The following is a 19,464-nucleotide window of genomic DNA, read 5'->3' on the forward strand; positions in this document are numbered from 1 at the left end:
GGTTATACTCGTTTTCGGGCAGCCCGCATAACGGCGCTGCGCGCACGTGGATTGCCGACTACCTCTTCATCACTAGGGCGTACGCCTTTGCCCAACGCTTCAAGACGGCGATTTAACTGATCATCTCGGATAGGCATACCACGCGGTAGATGCGAATCGCCACGCACATAATGACGTATAAAGCGTTTTACACGGCGATCTTCCAGCGAGTGGAAACTGATAACCACAAGATGACCACCGGGCGCTAGCGCTTCAAGGGCTGCGTCTAAGGCAGCATCAAGTTGATCTAGTTCACCATTTAGATAAATTCGTAACCCTTGAAATGCTTTGGTCGCAGGGTGCCGCCCCTTTTCCCAAGCAGGATGGGCTTTTTTTAGCACCTCGGCCAGGTCGACCGTATGCGTAAACGGCGTTTCGACACGCCGCTCGACCACTGCACGGGCCAAGCGCTTTGCATAGCGCTCTTCACCGTAGGCTTTAAACACGTGAGCGATATCCGCCTCTTTAGCACGTGCTAAAAATGTGGCTGCACTTTCGCCTTGCGTCGGGTCCATACGCATATCCAGCGGACCATTGCGCATAAAGCTAAACCCACGCTCAGGGTCATCCAACTGCGGAGAAGAAACACCTATATCCAACAACACGCCAGACAGCTTGCCAAACACACCCTGCTCACGCGCATAGTCAGCCAGGTGGGCGAATTCACGCTGGGTAATTTGAAAACGCGCATCATCGATTTCAGCGGCAGCAGCAATAGCCTGGGGATCGCGGTCCATGCCCATCAAGCGCCCTTGGTCGCCAAGGCGAGACAGGATTAACCGTGAATGACCGCCACGACCGAAGGTACCATCTAAATAAATACCGTCAGGAGTATGTACAAGGGTATCAACCGCCCCTTCCAGTAATACGCTGGTATGGCGAAAGGGTGAAACAACCTGGTCAGCGTCAGGAGAAGGCATGTTACTCTCACACAAATCTCATAGAAAAATAAAAGGGGCTCGCTACTGCGGGCCCCTTATGGAAATGGGGAGTCGGCCGATAAGCCGGGTTCTGTCGTGGACAGTCATTCCTCTAGGCACTGCGTCACCACAGCGCTCAAGCAACCTACCCGGACCCAGCGCGGGCCACGCCTTTGGGTCCCTATTTGGTCTTGCTCCGAGTGGGGTTTACCATGCCACGCACTGTTGCCAGGCGCGCGGTGCGCTCTTACCGCACCCTTTCACCCTTACCGGCCCTTTGAGGTTTATTTCAAGAGGCTTAGGCGGTCTACTCTCTGCTGCACTTTCCGTCGGCTTACGCCGCCCAGGCGTTACCTGGCACTCTGCCCTATGGAGCCCGGACTTTCCTCCCCCAGCCCATCAAAAAGATGGGCTAGCGGCGACTGTCTGGCCAACTCCGGCGGCAAGCATACCAGCGCCCTCGCTTCGCCTCAATGCTCAGTTTTAATTGCCTGCAACCTTGCATACCACTCTTGTTTGCGACCGCCCAGCATTCGAGCCACTATCGCTGCTCCTTGCTTGACACCTACGCCCTCATCCAGCAGCACTTTCATCAACGCATCTGCACCAATATTCTGATGTTCGCTTTGAGTGACGGGCGGGGCGCCTGCCACCATCACCACAAACTCGCCTCTTGCCTGGTTAGGATCTTCTGTTAGCTGCGCCAGCAGGGCTTCCGGAGTGCCCTGAAGAAAGGTCTCAAACGTTTTAGTCAACTCCCTGGCCAATACCACGCTACGTTCAGGCATTTGGTCACGCAGCGCCTCTAGGGTATGCACAATGCGGTGTGGGGATTCGTAAAACACCAGCGTTTCTTCCCGAGCTTGCCACTGCTCCAGCGCCTGGCGGCGCGGGCCTGGCTTGGCGGGTAAAAAACCGCAAAACGTAAAGCGATCAGTCGGCAGACCCGCCCCAGAAAGCGCCGTTACAAAGGCACAAGGCCCGGGCAGCGCCACCACATGACGGCCACGCACGCGCAGCTCTCTCACCAGCACAAACCCTGGGTCACAAATAAGCGGCGTTCCAGCATCACTAATCAATGCGATACTTTCACCTGCCTCCAGATAAGCATCCAGGGTATCCACTCGGCGCGCCTCATTATGTTCATGAAGCGACAGCATGGGTGTACTAACCCCCAAATGCGCCAATAAGCGGGCGCTATGACGCGTATCCTCTGCCGCTATGCGCGATACTTCCGCTAATACCCGAGCTGCACGCGGCGATAAATCGTCCAAATTCCCAATTGGGGTGGCAACCACGTACAATGTGCCCGGATTGTGGTGTGTCATCGTGACTCCCGATTTGTTAATGGCTTGCTCTGACGGTGCGCTATGCTTGTGCTATGCCAACCTACCCACTGACATGCGGCGACAGCGCAAATGAAAACTAAGGAAGGATACATGAAACAGTCTCTGCGTGGCGTACTCGCCACAGGCCTCTTGGCACTTCTTATGACTGGCTGTGCGGTGCAATCGCCCAGCGTAGTCGACCGCGCGGACGATCAGGAAGCGGGCCGTTTGCTCAATCAGGCAGAACAGCAGGCCCCGGATCAAGCGGCTAAAACTCGTCTCGAAGCAGCCACCATTTTTGCCCAACAAGGGCAGCGGCAACGTGCTTTTGAGACAGCCGATGCGCTTGAGGAAGTCAGGCTTTCAGACACGGATCGCGTTCGCTGGGCACTGCTTTTCTCTGAATTAGCGCGCGGCATGGATGATCCACGCGCTGTGCTGCGTGCCACACAAGTGCTCAACGACGACCTGCCCATTCAGGATGATCAACGCGAAACGCTGACAGAGCGCCAGCGCTGGGCGCGTACCGCGCTTGATGAACCCGATATGGAACAACTGACACTACCAAGCCTTGAGGGTCAGGACATAAGCCGCATCATTGTGGCCCTGCCCGAATCTGGCCCGCTTAGCGGCGTCGCCAATACGCTATCGACCGCCATGCGTCGCCATCACGAGATTCGCGGTGACAATGTACATCTCAGCTTCATCGACGCATCACAATATTCGATGGATGAGATTTATAGCCGTGCAGGACAGATGAACGCGCAGCTGATTATCGGCCCCCTCGCCAAAGACGAGGTTAGCCAACTCGAACAACGCAATAGCGTACCGCTTCCCACCCTTGCGCTGAACTATGGAAGCGGCGAACAGAACCGTGCCGCGGGTCTTTTCCAGTACGGTCTTTCCGCTGAAGATGAGGCCCACCAGGCAGCACGCCGCGCATACCAGGACGGACATCGCCAGATGTCGGTAATGGTGCCGGATAATGACTGGGGACGCCGAGTCGGCGAAGCATTCTGGAATGAGTTTCACGGCCAGGGTGGCGAAGTGACGACGGCGGTACGCTATAACCCGAACAGCGCGGTCACCAATGCCGTACAAACCGCCTTAAACGTGAGTGGCGAACGTGCCCAACTGGGCAATATTGATGCCTTGTTCCTACTGGCCTTGCCTGACTACGCTCGCCAAGTCCCGCCCACCATGGATTACTACTACGCGCCCAACCTGCCTATTTACGCTACCTCCCACCTGCATGAAGGGCACTTACAAGCGCGTCGTGACCAAGACCTTGACGACGTCATGTTTATGGATATTCCATGGCAAATTCCTGACGCCGCTGTCGGTGGTGAAGAAGTACTTCCGTTCTACCCTACCTACCAGCGCTTGAGCGAAGAGTCTGACGCTTCCATGTTCCGCCTAATGGCCATGGGCGTAGATGCCTATGAAATTGCGACCGAGCTTTCAGACATTTCAGCGCTAAATGGCCTACGTGGCAGCACAGGAACGCTCTACCTGACGGGCGACGGCCGCATATATCGCGAACTGCCGTGGGCGAAGTTTCAAAACGGTGTCCCGGCGCCCATCTTAATCCCTGGGCAATAATGGCAAATAACGCCCAAACCGCCCGTAAACGCGGCGCAGCCATTGAGCAGTTAGCTGCTCAATGGCTGCAGCAAAGGGGTCTTACCCTCGTTACCCAAAATCATCACGTAAAGGGTGGCGAGCTTGACCTGGTGATGCGCGACGGTGACACACTGGTGTTTGTTGAAGTAAAGCACCGGGTGACTACGCGATACGGACACCCTCTGGAAACCATCACGCCGACAAAAAGAAAGCGCCTAATTCGGGCCGCTCAGCTATATCTTGGCAATTTCGGCCTTACATCGCCTTGCCGCTTTGATATTCTTGCCATTACGGGCGCTCCGCCCACTCTCGAGTTCCACTGGGAGAAAGCGGCTTTTGATGCCTACTAATTCCATTTTAACCAGGAAGCCCTAATGGACTTTCAATCGCGCATTCTTAACCACTTTAACGCCAGCATAGACACCAAAACCTATGCGAGCGAAGTACTCCCCCCCTTTATCGAAGTCGCCAGTCAAATGATGGTTCAGTGCCTGGTTAATGAGGGAAAAATTCTGGCATGCGGTAATGGAGGCAGTGCGGGCGACAGCCAACACTTCTCTTCTGAACTGCTCAATCGGTTTGAGCGGGAACGGCCAAGCTTGCCTGCCCTTGCGTTAACCACCGATACATCAACGTTGACATCCATTGCCAACGACTACAGCTATAACGAAGTATTTTCCAAACAGATACGCGCCCTGGGGCAGCCAGGCGACGTATTGCTGGCGATCTCTACCAGCGGTAATTCGGCTAATGTCGTGCAGGCGATCCAGGCAGCTCACGACCGTGAAATGACGGTTGTAGCATTAACCGGGCGAGACGGTGGCAACATGGCTTCCTTGCTGGGTCAGGATGATTGCGAGATTCGCGTCCCTGCCACATCAACAGCAAGAATCCAGGAGATTCACCTACTGGTCATTCACTGTTTATGTGACCTTATTGATGAACAGTTATTCGGCAGCGCTGACTAACGGGGCAGTACCCTACCACTCATCATTTTCATTAAGATAAGGAGTCATCCAACATGGCCCTGCGCTTTTTCTCTCGTCCGTTATTAGTTGCGACACTAGTAGCTGCTGCTCTGATCAGCGGCTGCGCCACGCACAGTGCTTCCAACCCCTCTAACTATGGGCAGCTCAGCAAGGACGTTAAAGCGGTCGATGCGACCATTGAGCGCGAATCCAAGCGTGCGCTGGACCAGGCCGATGCTCGACTGGCCGATGCCCGCATTCGTACGCACAGCTATAACGGTACATTATTATTGGTAGGCCAGGTCCCCAGCGAAGAACTACGCACGAAAGCGGGTAATGTTGTGCAAAACCTGCGTGGCGTTAATCAGGTGCACAATGAGCTCACCATTGCGGGCAATCTGCCCGCCACCCAGCGCCTAACCGACACATGGATAACGACCAACGTTGTAAGCACACTCGCCACCAACGACCGCATCGACTCCTCCAAGATCAAAGTGACCACTGAAAATGCCAATGTTTACTTGATGGGCTCGGTCTCCCACGAAGAGTCTGATCGAATCGTTGCTGCGACCTCTTCAGTTGGCGGTATTCAGCGCATTGTCAAAGTATTCGAATACATTGATTAACCGGCTCTTGGGCCTATAAAAAAACCTCGCATAGTCACTATGCGAGGTTTTTTATGGCCTGACCTTTTATAGCCTGGCCAGATAGCACTGGCGCTATTTTACGACGCGCAGCGTTGGCTTCTTCTTGGACGTCGAAGACGTTGAGGACGCTTCAGAAGCATCTTCAAGGTTGCCGCCAGAAACAGGCTCCGTCACCGTCAATTCAGGCTTGGAAGGTGAGTCAGGCGCCTCATCAAACTGCTCCTCTTCATCCCCTTCTTCAGCAAGCTCAGGCTCGTGACCAAACACCATGCCCACACCATTTTCACGGGCATAAATAGCAATCAGCGCAGGAATGGGCACCATCACCTGCATGGGCTGGCCGCCAAAACGTGCGTTAAAGCCAATTGCCTGATTCTCCATAAACAAATCACGCACGGCTGTTGGCGCCACGTTCAACACAATCTGACCATTCTGTACAAACTGGCGCGGCACTTCGACCCCGGCCTGCGTCGCATCAACGACCAGGTAAGGGGTTAGTTCATTATCCAGCAACCACTCATAGAGCGCTCGGGCGAGATAGGGGCGACTCGATTTCATAAGACTCCCTCCTCCTGACAAGTAAGACCCCAGCCCTTACCGGGCGATGGGGCCATGTAAATTCAAGTACGCATCTCTTTTTCGCGCTCACTCAAAGATGCTTTGAACGCTTCCCGCTCAAACACTCGCGACATGTAGCTTAAAAGTGGCTTAACCTGCTTTTCAGGCAGCTCAATATTAAGATCTGGCAAACGCCACAAGATCGGCGCGAGACAGCAGTCCACCAGAGTGAACTCTTCGCTCATAAAGAAAGGCATATCTTCAAAGATCGGTGAAATACCAATCAGGCTTTCACGCAGCTCTTTACGCGCCTTGTCCGCCTCTTTCTTCCCACCGCTACGGATCTGGTCGACCTTGGGGCACCACTCTCGCTCAATGCGGTGCATCCAAAGACGGCTCTGCGCACGGGCCACAGGGTAAACTGGGAGTAACGGTGGATGCGGGAAACGCTCATCCAAATACTCCATCATGACTTTTGACTCATAGAGCACTAAATCACGATCCAACAACGTGGGCACACTGTTGTACGGGTTGAGGTCTGCTAAATCTTCGGGCGGCTGCTCTTCGTTAACATCAACAACATCAACGGCCACCCCCTTCTCAGCCAGAACAATGCGCACACGATGACTAAAATGATCATCACTACCTGAGTAAAAAATCATCGACGACCGCTTGGCCACAACACCCATGAAAGCATCCTCGCATTAAAACAATTATGGATAATAACACGCCAGAGCCACCTTATGGTAAGGCAGCCTGTTTTGGGTTACCGCTTAACAACAACGCAACCGCCATGTGATTTACACGATGGCTTAACTCTATTTTTAGCATTCGACGCTAACGGATATCTTTCCAGTACTCACGCTTCAGCAAGTAAGCAAATACGCTAAAAATAAATATAAAAAACAAAACTTTAGGACCAATACTCTGCGCCTTCAGCCTAGAAGGCTCGCCAACATAGGCTAAAAAATTGGTAATATCGTATACGGCTTTTTCAAACGCTTCGGGCGATAGCTCTCCAGGCGCCGCCACGCTTAATTGCTGACACCGCCCGCCACCTAGTGCTAAAGGCCGAGCCTGACGACAGTCGAGCTCTTGCACACCTTGAAGAGGCTCAAGCACATTCGGCATTGCCACCGACTCATAGACCGTATTATTGACGCCTGTAGGGCGCGCGGGATCTCTGTAGAACCCCAACAGAAAGCTGTACACCCAATCGACCCCACGCACACGTGTCGTTAGGGATAAATCTGGCGGTGCAGCGCCCCACCATTGCGCGGCATCGTCGTCGCTTAGCGCATTATGCATAGCGTCGTTAAATGAAAGACCTGATGAGAACATAACACTATCTTTCATCAACGCCTCAGGAATACCCAGGTCGTCCGCAGTGCGCGAAAATCGCTGATAACTCAGCGTATGACACCCAAGACAGTAGTTAACATAAAGCTTGAGACCATTTTGCAGAGACGCTCTATCCTGCAAGTCGGGCGACATTGAAGTCACGTTACGTGCTTCTTCTTGCGCCGTAGCCGTCATCGGCAATAGCCATAAAAACAGAGCCATTACGTATTTTTTCATTAGCCAGTCACCCTTTTCGGCACGGGCCTGGTTTTTTCCAACCGGGTATAGAGCGGCATCAATAAAAAATACGCAAAGTACAGCACGGTAAATAGTTGCGCCAATCGTGTCCGAACAGGGGTAGACGGCAATACACCCAACACGCCTAACGCGACAAAGCTTGCAACAAACACGACCAGCATCAGCTTCGACATCCAGCCTTTATAGCGCATGGATCGCACCGGGCTACGGTCCAACCACGGCAAAACAAACAGCACTGCAATAGCACCACCCATAAAAACAACGCCCAAAAAGCGAGCATCCAGACCCAACAGCGAGAAGTTCACTCCCCGTAAAATGGCATAGAAAGGCGTGAAGTACCAAACAGGCGCAATATGGTCGGGCGTATTAAGCGGATCAGCCGGCGCAAAGTTCGGCTGCTCAATAAAAAAACCGCCGCCTTCCGGGAAGTAAAACACAACGCCACAAAAAACGAAGAGAAAGATGGCCACGCCAACCAGATCTTTAACGGTATAGTAGGGATGAAAGGGAATACCATCTACCGGCTTGCCCGCAGCGTCTTTCAACGCGTTAATTTCAATACCATCAGGATTATTCGACCCCACCTCATGCAGCGCGACAATGTGCAGCACCACCAGCCCAAGAATCACCAGCGGCAGTGCAATGACATGCAGCGCGAAAAAACGATTCAAGGTAGCCCCTGACACCACATAATCGCCGCGCACCCACTCGGCAAGCCCGGGGCCGATACCTGGAATAGCTGAAAAAAATGAGGTAATTACCTGCGCTCCCCAATAGGACATTTGCCCCCACGGCAGCAAATATCCCATAAACGCTTCGGCCATCAGAATCAAATACAGCGCCATACCGAACACCCACACAAGCTCACGCGGCGCTTTATAAGAACCGTACAAAAGCCCCCTAAACATGTGCAGATAAACAACAATAAACAGAGCGGATGCGCCCGTTGTATGGAGATAACGAATCAACCAGCCCCACTCAACGTCGCGCATTATATATTCGATGGACGCAAACGCCTCTTCAGGAGAAGGACGATAGCTCATGGTCAACCAGATACCGGTCAACAGCTGATTGACCAGCACCAGTAGCGCAAGCGATCCAAAGACGTACCAGATATTAAGATTTTTAGGTACGTAGTAGTTGGCCAGATGGTCGCGCCATAGCCTGCTTACTGGAAACCGAGCATCCAGCCAGCCCAGCAAACCGCCCGACTTCTCGCGCGCCGCCATCAAACAGCCTCCTTATCTTCGCCCACCACGATAATAGTATCGTTCAGATAATGATAAGGGGGCACTTCTAGATTCGTCGGTGCAGGCATACCGGTATATACGCGCCCCGCCAAATCAAAACGCGAACCGTGGCACGGGCAAAAAAAACCACCTGACCAGTCATCATCACTATCGGCCTGTGCGTCTGGCTCAGGCCGATACAGCGGCGAACAGCCAAAATGCGTGCAGAGGCCAATCAACACCCCCACTTCCGGCTTAATCGAGCGAAGCGCTCCTTGCACATAGACAGGTTGCTGAGGGTGATTTGAATCAGGGTCTGCCAAGCGCTCTGTCGCCACGATTTCAGTGCGCGCTATCATTTCAGGCGTTCGGCGAATGATCCATACGGGCCTGCCCCGCCACTCAACGGTCATACGCTGACCAGGCTGCAGCTTGGATATATCCGCTTGAACCGGCGCACCCGCCGCTCGCGCCCTCGCACTGGGTTGCCACGATGCCACAAAGGGAACGGCCACGCCGACCATGCCTACTGCTCCTATAACGGAGGTAGCGCCAACAAGGAAACGTCGTCGACCTTTATTGATGCCGTGCTCTGCCATGCAAGGCTTCTCCCATTAACGTGATACGTGGCCACCCGATACATAAAAGAACGAATCTGCGAAATACTATACGATAAATAGAGGGATATCTTTGACAGCCGTCATGCTGCTCCAGGACCGCCAAAATAACTTGATGCTAATATAATTTGATACTAATGCATTATGATTTTTGATTTTACAATAAAAAACGCCCAGGCCGATGGCCTGGGCGTTTTGCCGCATAAGCGTTGAAAAATTAACGCTTGGAGAACTGCGGACGACGACGTGCTTTACGCAGGCCGACTTTCTTACGCTCAACTTGACGCGCATCACGCGTTACGTAGCCAGCGGCACGCAGCGTAGGACGCAGGTCTTCGTTATAGCTCATCAGGGCACGAGTAATGCCGTGACGGATAGCGCCAGCCTGAGAAGAACCACCGCCACCAGCGACAGTGACAAAAATGTCGAACTGGCTCAGGGTTTCAGTCAATTCCAGCGGTTGACGAACCACCATACGACCAGTAACACGACCGAAATACAGGTCGAGTTCTTGGTTGTTAACGGTGATTTTGCCAGAGCCCGGCTTCATAAACACGCGAGCGGTGGAAGTCTTGCGGCGCCCGGTACCGTAATACTGCTGTGTCATGGCGAAGATTTCCTCAGATGTTCAGTTCAAGCGGCTGCTGGGCAGCATGCGGATGCTCGGCACCGGCGTACACTTTTAACTTGGTATACATGGCACGACCCAACGGACCTTTCGGCAACATGCCTTTAACGGCAAACTCAATGATGCGCTCGGGCGCATGATCAAGCATTTTGTCGAATGTCATGGTGCGCAGGCCGCCCGGGTAACCGGTGTGGCGATAATAGGTCTTAGCCTTCGCCTTGTTGCCAGTCACTTGGACTTTCTCAGCGTTGATGACAACGATGTAGTCGCCAGTATCAACGTGAGGAGTAAATTCGGGCTTATGCTTGCCACGCAGGCGGCGAGCAATCTCGGTTGCCAGACGACCGAGCGTTTTGTCCGTAGCGTCGACAACATACCAGTCGCGCTGGACGGACTGCGGCTTAGCACTGAACGTCTTCATGGATGAAATCACCAGATTAAGTGTATTGGGTGGCTAACACCGTCAAGCGGTGAAGCACCTTCCCTATTTTTTTTGGTTGCCAAGCTTAGCCTGACAACATGTAGCGAGGCGGCATTCTACAGTATGGCACGGGACAAGTTAAGCCCTAATCGTGGCTTTTCTTAACGACTGGGCCATAAACCTCATCACGGCTTATGGGGCAGCGCCAAATATTCACGCGACTGCATTTCCTGAAGGCGCGACAGCGTACGCTGAAACTCAAAGGTTAGCTTACCGTCACTATAAAGCTCTTCTACCGGCACCTCTGCTGACATTAATAGCTTTACCCCGCGATCATAAAACTCATCGACCATATTGATAAAGCGGCGCGCCTGATCGTCATGCCTGGCTTCCATCCGCTTCACATTCGACACAAGCACCGTATTGAAGCTACGCGCTATTTCAATATAGTCATTCTGGCTACGCGGCCCATCACAGAGCTCCAGGAATTCAAACCACGCCACATTTTCATGCAGCCTGCGCGCTTTCAGCACCCGATGATTGATTTCCAACGGCGCATCCGTCTCACCCTCGTGACCAGCAATCTCGCGAAAGCTACGCGTAAGCTCCAGCTCGGCCGCCTCATCCAGCGGTGAGTGAAATATCTCCGCGCGCTCCAAGGCGCGCAGCCGGTAGTCGACCCCGGAATCAACATTGACTATTTCACAGTGACGCTTGACCAGATCGATGGCAGGGAGAAAGCGCGCCCGCTGCAGGCCATCCTTGTACAGGTCATCCGGCACGATGTTGGAAGTAGCGACTAGCACAACACCCCGCTCGAACAGCGCCTCAAGCAGGTTGGCCAGAATCATGGCATCCGTAATATCCTTGACGAAGAACTCATCAAAGCAGATAACCCGAGCCTCTGAGGCAAATTTACCAGCAATCAGCGTGAGAGGATTCTTCTCACCCTTATAGTGGGTTAACTCGTTATGCACCCGCTGCATGAAACGATGAAAATGGGTGCGCATCTTTTCAGGAAAGGGCAGCGACTCAAAAAAATTATCAACCAGATAGGTTTTACCACGCCCTACACCGCCCCAAAAATAGAGGCCTTGCACTTGGGGCAACGTCGGCTCGTTTGACGATGAGGCTTTACCGAACAGGCCCTTCATTTTGGCCTTCAAGCCGCCATGTGCCAGTACGGCCTTGGAAACCGTGGTGGGCGTCGCCATTAGGTCGTCATAAAGGCGCTGCAAATGCTCAACCGCTAACTCCTGCGCCGCATCATGCTGAAAGTCCTCGCGCCGTAGATCTGCACGATAGCGCTCCATGGGCGTTGGCCGAGATGACGAACCTGCCTTTTGGTTTGCAGAAGTAGCTGACATTTACTCGCTCCAATGCGTATTACGACGGCCCTCTAAATCCGACCAGCCGCCTTCAAAAAGCTGGGATTATACGCTGCACATCGTCTAAGCGCATGGTTGGATTGACCTAACCTGCCAATCGACGCCTATAATGAGGCTTGATCCGTTCGCAAACCGTCCACTCAAGCGTGACGGGGCGCTCCAAGTATCAGGGAGAAAACTGTGGAAGCAAGCTCGCCTTATACCTTTGCCATCATTGGCATTATTATTGGCTTCATCCTCGGCTTGGGATGCTATCGGCTGTTTAGTAAAGGAGAGCGTCATAACGCGTCTTTACGCCAAACAGTGCTGGAACGAGAACATCAAATCGCCGAGCTTAAAAAAGGCATGGGAGGCCATTTAGAGGGTGTCTTCGAGCATTTGAAGTGCATTCGCGCCGAGGCCGACCAGCTTGAGCAGAAAATCATCGAGGATGCACAGCAGTGGCATTTGGGCAGCAACACGCCTGCGGCCATCAAAGAGCGACAGCAACCAGCGCAGCATCAAGCCGCCACACCCACAGGGCCTGATTCGGAGGGTAGCCTGGCCACCCCCCGTGACTATGCGGATGGTAAAAATGGCACGCTGGCAGAAAACTTTGGCTTAAAAGGCGATAACGCCGATACGCCCCAACCGCCTCGCTATTAAGCCTGCACCTCACGCCATCGCCCGTTACCGGTGATTTTCAACCCCGTCGTCAAAAGGTCAGGCGGGGTTATCGATATCGACAAAGCGGTGCTCAATATCGTACTCATCGGCCAGCCACTCCCCCAGCGCCTGCACGCCATAGCGCTCGGTTGCATGATGACCCGCGGCAATGTAGTGAATGCCCAGCTCGCGCGCCAAATGGGTAGTACGTTCAGAAATCTCACCTGACACAAACACCTGTGCACCTGCTTCAAAAGCAGCTGTAATCATGTCTTGCGCGCCCCCTGTACACCAGGCGATCCGCTCAATATCCCCCATGTTCGGCGCCTCAATCACCAAAGGCGCACGTTGCAAGACATTCGCCATTTGTTCTGCCAACGCGGTCACGCTTTGTGCTTGAGCCAAGCGCCCCGACCACAAAAAACCCTCTCCCAACTCACCATCCAGACAACCCTCTACCCGCCAGCCCAATCGCCTGGCAAGCTCTGCGTTATTCCCCATCTCGCTATGGGCATCAAGCGGAAGATGATAGGCAAGCAAATTGATATCGTGGTTAATCAGCGTTTTTATACGCTGATGCTTCATGCCTGTAATGGCCACTGGCTCATTTTTCCAGAAGTAGCCGTGGTGAACCAACAGCATGTCGGCCTGCCAAGCGACTGCTTCCTCCAGCAACGCCTGGCACGCAGTGACCCCACTCATTACGCGCTTAATATCCGGCCGCCCAGCGATTTGCAGGCCATTGATCGTAAAGTCCTTAAACGTTGAAGCACGCAGCTGATGGTCGCAAGCAGCTACGATTTGATCGCGATGAGTCACAAGGGCTCCTTTAATGATTCGTCGACTATCATGAGGATGAGCATCAGAAAGTGTTACCATAATGCCATAGTAAAACCCGCTTCGTGTGATCGCGAACCTCACGTTTGACAAGACCACTACCCGCTGAGGAATTTTTGCATGCACCGCTTTGTGCTGCCTTATTTATGGCCTATTTTGACCGGGGTATTATTAGCTGCCCTGCTACTGTTTGCATTCCCGGACACGCTACCCAATCCCTTTACCAACGCGCCCTCCACGACATCACAAGCACCCACCTCCCCTCTGGTGAATGTCAGCGACGAGGTTAGCAGCCGCCCGGCCCCCGAAACTCGCCAGGCCGCTCCGCTTTCGCGTGACCAAGGGCCTGCCAGCTATTCAAGCGCGGTCAGCCAGGCAGCGCCTGCCGTCGTTAATATCTACTCATCGCGTATTGTCGAGCGCGATCAACACCCGCTGATGTCTGACCCTTTTTTCCAGCAGTTTTTCAGCGGTGACGATGCGACAACCCACCAGCGCATGTTATCCAGCCTCGGCTCAGGGGTTATTATCAGTCACGATGGCTACGTACTAACCAACCATCACGTGATAAATGGCGCTGATGAGATTCAGGTGGCACTGCGCGATGGGCGCGAGACACTCGCCGAAGTCATTGGCACCGACCCTGAAAGCGACCTCGCCGTATTGCATATCGACCTTGAGGATCTTCCGGTCATTGAAATAGCCGACTCAGCGGATGTGGCCGTTGGGGATGTTGCGCTGGCCATCGGCAATCCATTTGGTGTAGGGCAAACCGTTACCATGGGCATCATCAGCGCGACCGGCCGTAATCATTTAGGCTTAAATGCCTATGAAGACTTTATTCAAACGGACGCGGCAATTAATCCGGGTAACTCAGGCGGCGCACTGATCAACCCCGACGGCGCCCTGGTGGGCATCAACACAGCGATTTTCTCACGCTCCGGCGGCTCGCAAGGCATCGGCTTTGCGATCCCGGCCAACCTGGCGCACAGCGTTCTGGATGAGCTAGTGACTCAGGGGCGGGTTATACGTGGCTGGCTGGGAATTGAAGCGCAAGCGCTTTCACGCGAACTCGCTGCCTCGTTTGGGCTACGTACACCTCAAGGGGTTATTGTTGCGGGTGTGACGAGTGGAGGCCCAGCAGACAAGGCAGGGCTAGAGCCTGGCGACATCCTACTCTCGGTTAACGGCCAAACCGTGCTGGACGCTCGCGCTACGATGAGCAATATTGCCTCTATCCCCCCCGGCACAACGCTGCCTATCACCATTGTTCGTGGCGGCGAGCGCATCGATATCTCGCTTGAAGTGGGCGAGCGCCCGCTGATTCCCAACGCACCATTGGGCGAGCGACCTAAAGAATCCTAGCACTCGCCCGCAGGCTAATTACGGCTTAATCCGATACTCCGCTGACCGCGCATGCGCGGTCAGCGACTCTCCGCGAGCCAATACTGACGCGACCTCGCCCAATGCTGATGCCCCCTCACGCGAGCAGTGAATAATGGAGGAGCGCTTCTGGAAGTCGTAAACCCCTAGGGGAGATGAGAAGCGCGCCGTACCGGACGTGGGCAGAACATGGTTTGGGCCTGCGCAGTAATCCCCTAGCGCTTCTGCCGTGTAACGCCCCATAAAGATCGCACCGGCATGACGTACGTCAGCAAGCCAAGTGTCCGGTGCATCGACAGAAAGCTCAAGATGCTCGGGCGCGATACGGTTAATAATATCAACCGCCTCAGCCTTGCTCTGACAAAGCACCAACGCCCCCCGCCGACTCAGCGATTCACGCACGATTGATTCGCGATCAAGCGTGGGCAACAAACGCTCAATAGAGGCGGACACCGCATCCAGGTGTTCACTATCCCAACTGACCAGAATCGCCTGAGCATCTTCGTCATGCTCCGCCTGTGAAAACAGGTCCATGGCCAGCCAGTCCGGGTCGGTCTGCCCGTCGGAGACCACTAAAATCTCGGAAGGCCCTGCAATCATGTCGATACCGACCTGACCGAACACCGCCCGCTTAGCCGTCGCAACATAAATATTGCCGGGCCCAACAATCTTGTCCACTCTCGGCACGGTTTCTGTGCCGTATGCCATCGCAGCGATAGCCTGAGCGCCACCAATAGTGAAGACGTCATCGACCCCCGCCAAATGCGCCGCCGCCAATACCAACTCATTGACCACGCCGTCAGGAGTAGGAACGACCATCACAATTTCGCGCACGCCCGCCACATGGGCAGGAATCGCGTTCATCAACACAGAAGAAGGATAAGCCGCCTTACCCCCCGGGACATAAATACCCGCGCGATCAAGCGCCGTAACCTGCTGCCCCAGCACCGTGCCATCAGCCTCTTCATACTGCCAAGAGGTTGGCTTTTGCCGCTCATGATAGAGCCGAATACGCTCGGCGGCGCTGGCTAACGCATCGCGCTGCGCTGCGGGCAAGTTTTCGAATGCATGTTTTAGCTGCTCGGGCTTTAAACGCAGTTCGTCCATGCGTTCAACCGAAAGCCGATCAAAACGATTGGTCGCTTCAATAACCGCTGCATCGCCGCGCTTTTTAACATCCGCCAGAATCTCATCAACCCGTGCTTTTACCGCCGTATCCGAGACCCCTTCCCAATCCAACAGCGTATCAAGGCGGTCATCGAACGAGGCATCAAGCGTTGAAAGCCGGGCGACCATGGGCGTGGAGCCAACCGCTGAAGACATAGTGCTCATAAAGACCCCGCGTTATGTGGAAGGCTGTGCTTGGCGTTTTTTCACGGCGCACTCCAAGCGCGCCAAAAGCGGCTTGATACGCTCATGCTTCATGGTCATGGCGGCCTTGTTCACGACCAGGCGTGTGCTGATATGAGCAATTAACTCACGTGGCTCCATGCCATTGGCACGCAGCGTATTGCCCGTATCGACAATATCAACAATTTCATCGGCCAGATTCATTAAAGGCGCTAACTCCATTGCCCCATAAAGCTTAATGACTTCGGCTTGAATACCCTGTTCGGCATAGTAGCGCCTGGCAATATTCACAAACTTGGTAGCTACACGCCGACGCGCATGAGCAGGCTGCTCCCCTGTCACCCCGGCGGTCATCAGCTTACAGCGAGCAATATCCAGGTCCAGCGGCTCATAGAGACCTTCAGCACCATGCTCCAATAAAACATCTTTCCCCGCGATACCTAGATCAGCTGCGCCCAGCTGTACATAGGTCGGCACATCGGTGGCACGAATAACCACCAGTTTTACATCGGGCAGGTTGGTATCAAACAACAGCTTACGGCTCTTGCCCAGGTCTTCTGCCGGTGTAACACCGGCATCAGCGAGTAACGGCAGCGTCTCATCCAAAATACGCCCTTTGGAAAGGGCTAAAATTAGTTGCTTACTCATTATAATGGCCAATGGTTAATAGCATGGCTTAGCCAGGAATACGGCGAATACGTGCACCCAGCAGCTGCAATTTCTCTTCGATACACTCGTAGCCACGATCAATATGATAGATACGGTCAACCAGCGTTTCGCCTTCCGCCATCATGGCGGCAATCACCAGCGACGCGGAAGCACGCAGATCGGTGGCCATCACAGGCGCGCCTGAAAGCTTTTCAACACCGTTAATTAATGCGGTGTTACCTTCAAGGGCTATGTCCGCCCCCATGCGGTTAAGCTCTTGCACATGCATGAAGCGGTTTTCGAAGATGGTTTCCACTACGCGCGAATGGCCAATGGCGACGGCGTTCATGGCCACAAACTGGGCCTGCATATCGGTAGGGAACGCCGGGTACGGCGCGGTGCGGATATTAACGGCCTTGGGCCTGTTACCGTGCATATCCAGCGCGATCCAGTCATCACCACTGGTAATCTCGGCGCCCGCTTCTTCAAGCTTGGCAAGCACGGCTTCCAAAATGTCCGCACGGGTGCGCTTTACTTTCACCCGCCCACCGGTCATGGCGGCTGCCACCAAGAAAGTGCCGGTCTCAATACGGTCGGGCATAACATCGTGGTGACAACCATGTAGCTTCTCGACACCTTCAATCACAATGGTGTCAGTACCGTGGCCACGAATATTGGCGCCCATTTTGATCAAGCATTCGGCCAGATCAACAATTTCTGGTTCACGCGCCGCATTCTCAAGGACAGTCTTACCCTCGGCAAGGGTGGCGGCCATCAAAAGATTCTCAGTGCCAGTTACCGTGACCGTATCGAAGAAAATAGTCGCGCCTTTCAAGCGACCATCAACGCGAGCACGGATATACCCGGCTTCAACCCGAATGTCCGCCCCCATGGCCTCCAGGCCACGGATGTGCAGATCAACAGGCCGAGAACCGATGGCACACCCGCCAGGCAGCGACACATCTGCCTCGCCGAAGTGGGCAAGCAAGGGGCCTAGCACCAGAATGGAGGCACGCATTTTCTTCACTAACTCATAAGGAGCGTGACAGTGCGTGACTTGAGAGCCATCCAACTGAATAGTGAGCCGTTCACCCATGACAGGTTCAACGCCCATACGGCCCAACAACTCAAGCGTCGTGGTAATATCCTGAAGATGTGGCAGGTTGCCGACAACCACCGGGCCATCGGCCAAAAGGGTGGCACATAAGATAGGCAGAGCCGCGTTTTTGGCGCCGCTTACCCAGACCTCACCATCCACCGACCCATTGCCGGTAATAATTAACTTATCCATGCAGGCGCCGTTATTGAGCGTTTTCCGACGCAGTGGACCACTGCGCCGGAGTGAACGTTTTAATACTGATGGCGTGTAAAGCGCCCGAGGCAATTTCATCACTTAATGCGGCGTAAACCAGCTGTTGGCGCTTAACCGGAGAGAGGCCTTCAAAGGCATCACCCACCGCAATCACCTGAAAATTACAGCCTTCGCCCTGGATATGAAAGTCACATCCGTCGATACGGGATTCAAGCAGTGCTTTTACCTCATTGGGTTGCATGAGACAGGAAACTCCTTCAGGTCGATGTGAATAGTACTAATAAGGCAACATAATAAAGAAAAGCGACACGCTTGGCGATGCCAAGGGTGCCTCCCCCTAACGGGCGAGGGTTGGCGGATGAATAAGGGATTCAATTTCTGAAAGAAGCGCTAAGCGTTCAAGGGGCGCTGAAAGGGTCACCGCATTGACGGTAATGCTGCGCGACTGGCAGGTACGCATCCATTCAAACAGCACACTTATAACCGCACTACTGGCTTTATGGACGCCATTAAAATCAAACGTAACATCACGTTGCTCTGTCGCCTGAAGCCATTTTTTACCCGCGGCGGCAAGCTCTGCCGCCGCGTCCATGCCAACATCGCCCGTAACGCACAATGTATTTTGCGAGGCCTCGAGGCTTAGCTGGGGCAGTGACAGTAAACGTGTCACGCATCGCCCCCCTGCTCCAGCTCGTCGACACCAATTTCAGGTGCCCAGCCACGAATAACCGCATCATAGTCACGATTGTTTTCGCGCATTGCTTGGTCAAACTGGTTGCGGAACGTCAGGCCCAGGTTAATACCGTTAACAATCACGTTCACTACGCGCCATTCACCGTCAGACAGGCGCAGGCTATAGCTCACCGGATAGACCTGTCCGTTATTGGCCACCACTTCCATATCGACACTTGCCTGGTCTTCGTAACGCTGACCGCGCTGGTTATTCAACACCCGTAGCTCACGATAATCGAACGTTACCAAGCCACGTGCATACGTATCAATTAAGGTCTGGCGAAACACGTTTGCAAAGCGACTGCGCTGCTCCGGGGTCGCGTTACGAAAGTAGCTTCCCATCACGCTGGCACCGATATAGCGAAAGTCCGCCACGCCTTCAAGGCTAGTGTCGACCAACGCTTCAAGCTCACCCATATGATTGGCGTAATACTCCCTCTTGCCTTCGATCTCTCCCATCAGAGCATTGACGTTTTCCCGAACCATCGCTTCAGGCGACTGGGTTTGCGCATGCGCCTGAAGCGGTAAGGCCAGTACCAACATCATGAACGCAAAAAGCCAGCGCATCGGCGTCAGTGTCGTGTTTCGCATT

Annotated in this window: 23 protein-coding genes and 1 other RNA gene; 6 read left to right on the forward strand and 18 right to left on the reverse strand. The window is 53.9% G+C overall.

Annotated features, from left to right (window positions below):
- Window positions 1–2: 2 nt before the first annotated feature.
- The 3 genes from rsmH to rsmI form a co-directional block, all read right to left on the reverse strand.
- Window positions 3–959, reverse strand: coding sequence for a 16S rRNA (cytosine(1402)-N(4))-methyltransferase RsmH (gene rsmH / locus ACT3RQ_RS00575; RefSeq protein WP_444638871.1), 957 nt, complete (start codon window positions 957–959; stop codon window positions 3–5).
- Window positions 960–1,023: 64 nt separating this feature from the next.
- Window positions 1,024–1,397, reverse strand: an RNA gene (gene rnpB / locus ACT3RQ_RS00580) — RNase P RNA component class A.
- A 32-nt stretch (window positions 1,398–1,429) separates the two neighbouring features.
- Window positions 1,430–2,287, reverse strand: coding sequence for a 16S rRNA (cytidine(1402)-2'-O)-methyltransferase (gene rsmI, locus ACT3RQ_RS00585; RefSeq protein WP_444638870.1), 858 nt, complete (start codon window positions 2,285–2,287; stop codon window positions 1,430–1,432).
- 111 nt (window positions 2,288–2,398) lie between these two features.
- On the opposite strand from rsmI, the gene ACT3RQ_RS00590 reads away from it, so the two are divergent.
- Genes ACT3RQ_RS00590 through ACT3RQ_RS00605 form a run of 4 tightly spaced genes read left to right on the forward strand, consistent with a single transcriptional unit; the run spans window position 2,399 to window position 5,504 of the window.
- Window positions 2,399–3,889, forward strand: a complete 1,491-nt coding sequence (locus tag ACT3RQ_RS00590; protein WP_444638869.1) for a penicillin-binding protein activator — start codon at window positions 2,399–2,401, stop codon at window positions 3,887–3,889.
- Entirely contained in the window at window positions 3,889–4,260 is a 372-nt protein-coding gene (locus tag ACT3RQ_RS00595) for a YraN family protein (protein ID WP_087109372.1), read from the forward strand. Before ACT3RQ_RS00590 ends, ACT3RQ_RS00595 begins: the two co-directional genes overlap by 1 nt.
- A gap of 24 nt (window positions 4,261–4,284) precedes the next feature.
- The gene (locus tag ACT3RQ_RS00600; protein ID WP_172116335.1) at window positions 4,285–4,878 is read left to right on the forward strand and encodes a phosphoheptose isomerase; all 594 of its coding nucleotides are present in this window, start codon (window positions 4,285–4,287) and stop codon (window positions 4,876–4,878) included.
- 53 nt (window positions 4,879–4,931) lie between these two features.
- The gene (locus tag ACT3RQ_RS00605) at window positions 4,932–5,504 is read left to right on the forward strand and encodes a BON domain-containing protein (RefSeq protein ID WP_172116334.1); all 573 of its coding nucleotides are present in this window, start codon (window positions 4,932–4,934) and stop codon (window positions 5,502–5,504) included.
- A 93-nt stretch (window positions 5,505–5,597) separates the two neighbouring features.
- On the opposite strand, the gene ACT3RQ_RS00610 is transcribed toward ACT3RQ_RS00605, so the two are convergent.
- The 8 genes from ACT3RQ_RS00610 to zapE form a co-directional block, all read right to left on the reverse strand.
- Entirely contained in the window at window positions 5,598–6,083 is a 486-nt protein-coding gene (locus tag ACT3RQ_RS00610) for a ClpXP protease specificity-enhancing factor (protein WP_193053794.1), read from the reverse strand.
- 62 nt (window positions 6,084–6,145) lie between these two features.
- Window positions 6,146–6,772, reverse strand: a complete 627-nt coding sequence (gene sspA / locus ACT3RQ_RS00615; protein WP_172116332.1) for a stringent starvation protein SspA — start codon at window positions 6,770–6,772, stop codon at window positions 6,146–6,148.
- 148 nt (window positions 6,773–6,920) lie between these two features.
- A complete protein-coding gene (locus ACT3RQ_RS00620; RefSeq protein WP_444638867.1) occupies window positions 6,921–7,661 on the reverse strand; it encodes a cytochrome c1 in 741 nt (246 codons plus the stop codon).
- Complete coding sequence (locus ACT3RQ_RS00625) at window positions 7,661–8,911, reverse strand: cytochrome b (RefSeq protein WP_444679752.1); 1,251 nt, start codon at window positions 8,909–8,911, stop codon at window positions 7,661–7,663. The genes ACT3RQ_RS00620 and ACT3RQ_RS00625 overlap by 1 nt, the downstream gene beginning before the upstream one ends.
- Window positions 8,911–9,510 (reverse strand): ubiquinol-cytochrome c reductase iron-sulfur subunit, encoded by a 600-nt coding sequence (gene petA, locus ACT3RQ_RS00630; protein WP_444679753.1) that lies wholly within the window; start codon window positions 9,508–9,510, stop codon window positions 8,911–8,913. The genes ACT3RQ_RS00625 and petA overlap by 1 nt, the downstream gene beginning before the upstream one ends.
- Window positions 9,511–9,745: 235 nt before the next feature.
- On the reverse strand, window positions 9,746–10,135 hold the full coding sequence (rpsI, locus tag ACT3RQ_RS00635; RefSeq protein ID WP_444621412.1) for a 30S ribosomal protein S9: 390 nt from the start codon (window positions 10,133–10,135) through the stop codon (window positions 9,746–9,748).
- A gap of 13 nt (window positions 10,136–10,148) precedes the next feature.
- Window positions 10,149–10,577: a 50S ribosomal protein L13 gene (rplM, locus tag ACT3RQ_RS00640; protein WP_172116327.1), complete on the reverse strand. Its 429-nt coding sequence runs from the start codon at window positions 10,575–10,577 to the stop codon at window positions 10,149–10,151.
- A 185-nt stretch (window positions 10,578–10,762) separates the two neighbouring features.
- Window positions 10,763–11,944, reverse strand: coding sequence for a cell division protein ZapE (gene zapE, locus ACT3RQ_RS00645; protein WP_444638863.1), 1,182 nt, complete (start codon window positions 11,942–11,944; stop codon window positions 10,763–10,765).
- A 201-nt stretch (window positions 11,945–12,145) separates the two neighbouring features.
- On the opposite strand from zapE, the gene ACT3RQ_RS00650 reads away from it, so the two are divergent.
- Window positions 12,146–12,610, forward strand: coding sequence for a ZapG family protein (locus ACT3RQ_RS00650; RefSeq protein ID WP_444679754.1), 465 nt, complete (start codon window positions 12,146–12,148; stop codon window positions 12,608–12,610).
- Between the two features lie 57 nt (window positions 12,611–12,667).
- Here the strand turns inward: ACT3RQ_RS00650 and ACT3RQ_RS00655 are convergent, their stop codons facing one another.
- A complete protein-coding gene (locus ACT3RQ_RS00655) occupies window positions 12,668–13,429 on the reverse strand; it encodes a Nif3-like dinuclear metal center hexameric protein (protein WP_172116324.1) in 762 nt (253 codons plus the stop codon).
- Between the two features lie 138 nt (window positions 13,430–13,567).
- Here ACT3RQ_RS00655 and ACT3RQ_RS00660 point away from each other — a divergent pair, with 138 nt between their 5' ends.
- Complete coding sequence (locus ACT3RQ_RS00660; protein ID WP_444679755.1) at window positions 13,568–14,812, forward strand: Do family serine endopeptidase; 1,245 nt, start codon at window positions 13,568–13,570, stop codon at window positions 14,810–14,812.
- Between the two features lie 18 nt (window positions 14,813–14,830).
- On the opposite strand, the gene hisD is transcribed toward ACT3RQ_RS00660, so the two are convergent.
- The 6 genes from hisD to ACT3RQ_RS00690 form a co-directional block, all read right to left on the reverse strand.
- A complete protein-coding gene (gene hisD / locus ACT3RQ_RS00665; protein ID WP_444679756.1) occupies window positions 14,831–16,162 on the reverse strand; it encodes a histidinol dehydrogenase in 1,332 nt (443 codons plus the stop codon).
- 12 nt (window positions 16,163–16,174) lie between these two features.
- Complete coding sequence (gene hisG / locus ACT3RQ_RS00670) at window positions 16,175–16,828, reverse strand: ATP phosphoribosyltransferase (protein WP_193053801.1); 654 nt, start codon at window positions 16,826–16,828, stop codon at window positions 16,175–16,177.
- 28 nt (window positions 16,829–16,856) lie between these two features.
- Complete coding sequence (gene murA / locus ACT3RQ_RS00675; protein ID WP_193053802.1) at window positions 16,857–18,119, reverse strand: UDP-N-acetylglucosamine 1-carboxyvinyltransferase; 1,263 nt, start codon at window positions 18,117–18,119, stop codon at window positions 16,857–16,859.
- A 10-nt stretch (window positions 18,120–18,129) separates the two neighbouring features.
- Window positions 18,130–18,381: a BolA family protein gene (locus tag ACT3RQ_RS00680; protein WP_444630089.1), complete on the reverse strand. Its 252-nt coding sequence runs from the start codon at window positions 18,379–18,381 to the stop codon at window positions 18,130–18,132.
- A gap of 96 nt (window positions 18,382–18,477) precedes the next feature.
- Entirely contained in the window at window positions 18,478–18,810 is a 333-nt protein-coding gene (locus tag ACT3RQ_RS00685) for an STAS domain-containing protein (protein WP_441677039.1), read from the reverse strand.
- Window positions 18,807–19,463: an MlaC/ttg2D family ABC transporter substrate-binding protein gene (locus ACT3RQ_RS00690; protein WP_444679757.1), complete on the reverse strand. Its 657-nt coding sequence runs from the start codon at window positions 19,461–19,463 to the stop codon at window positions 18,807–18,809. The genes ACT3RQ_RS00685 and ACT3RQ_RS00690 overlap by 4 nt, the downstream gene beginning before the upstream one ends.
- Window position 19,464: the final 1 nt, after the last annotated feature.

The sequence above is a fragment of the Halomonas sp. AOP43-D1-4 genome (assembly GCF_052446175.1).
GTDB lineage: Bacteria > Pseudomonadota > Gammaproteobacteria > Pseudomonadales > Halomonadaceae > Vreelandella > Vreelandella citrativorans.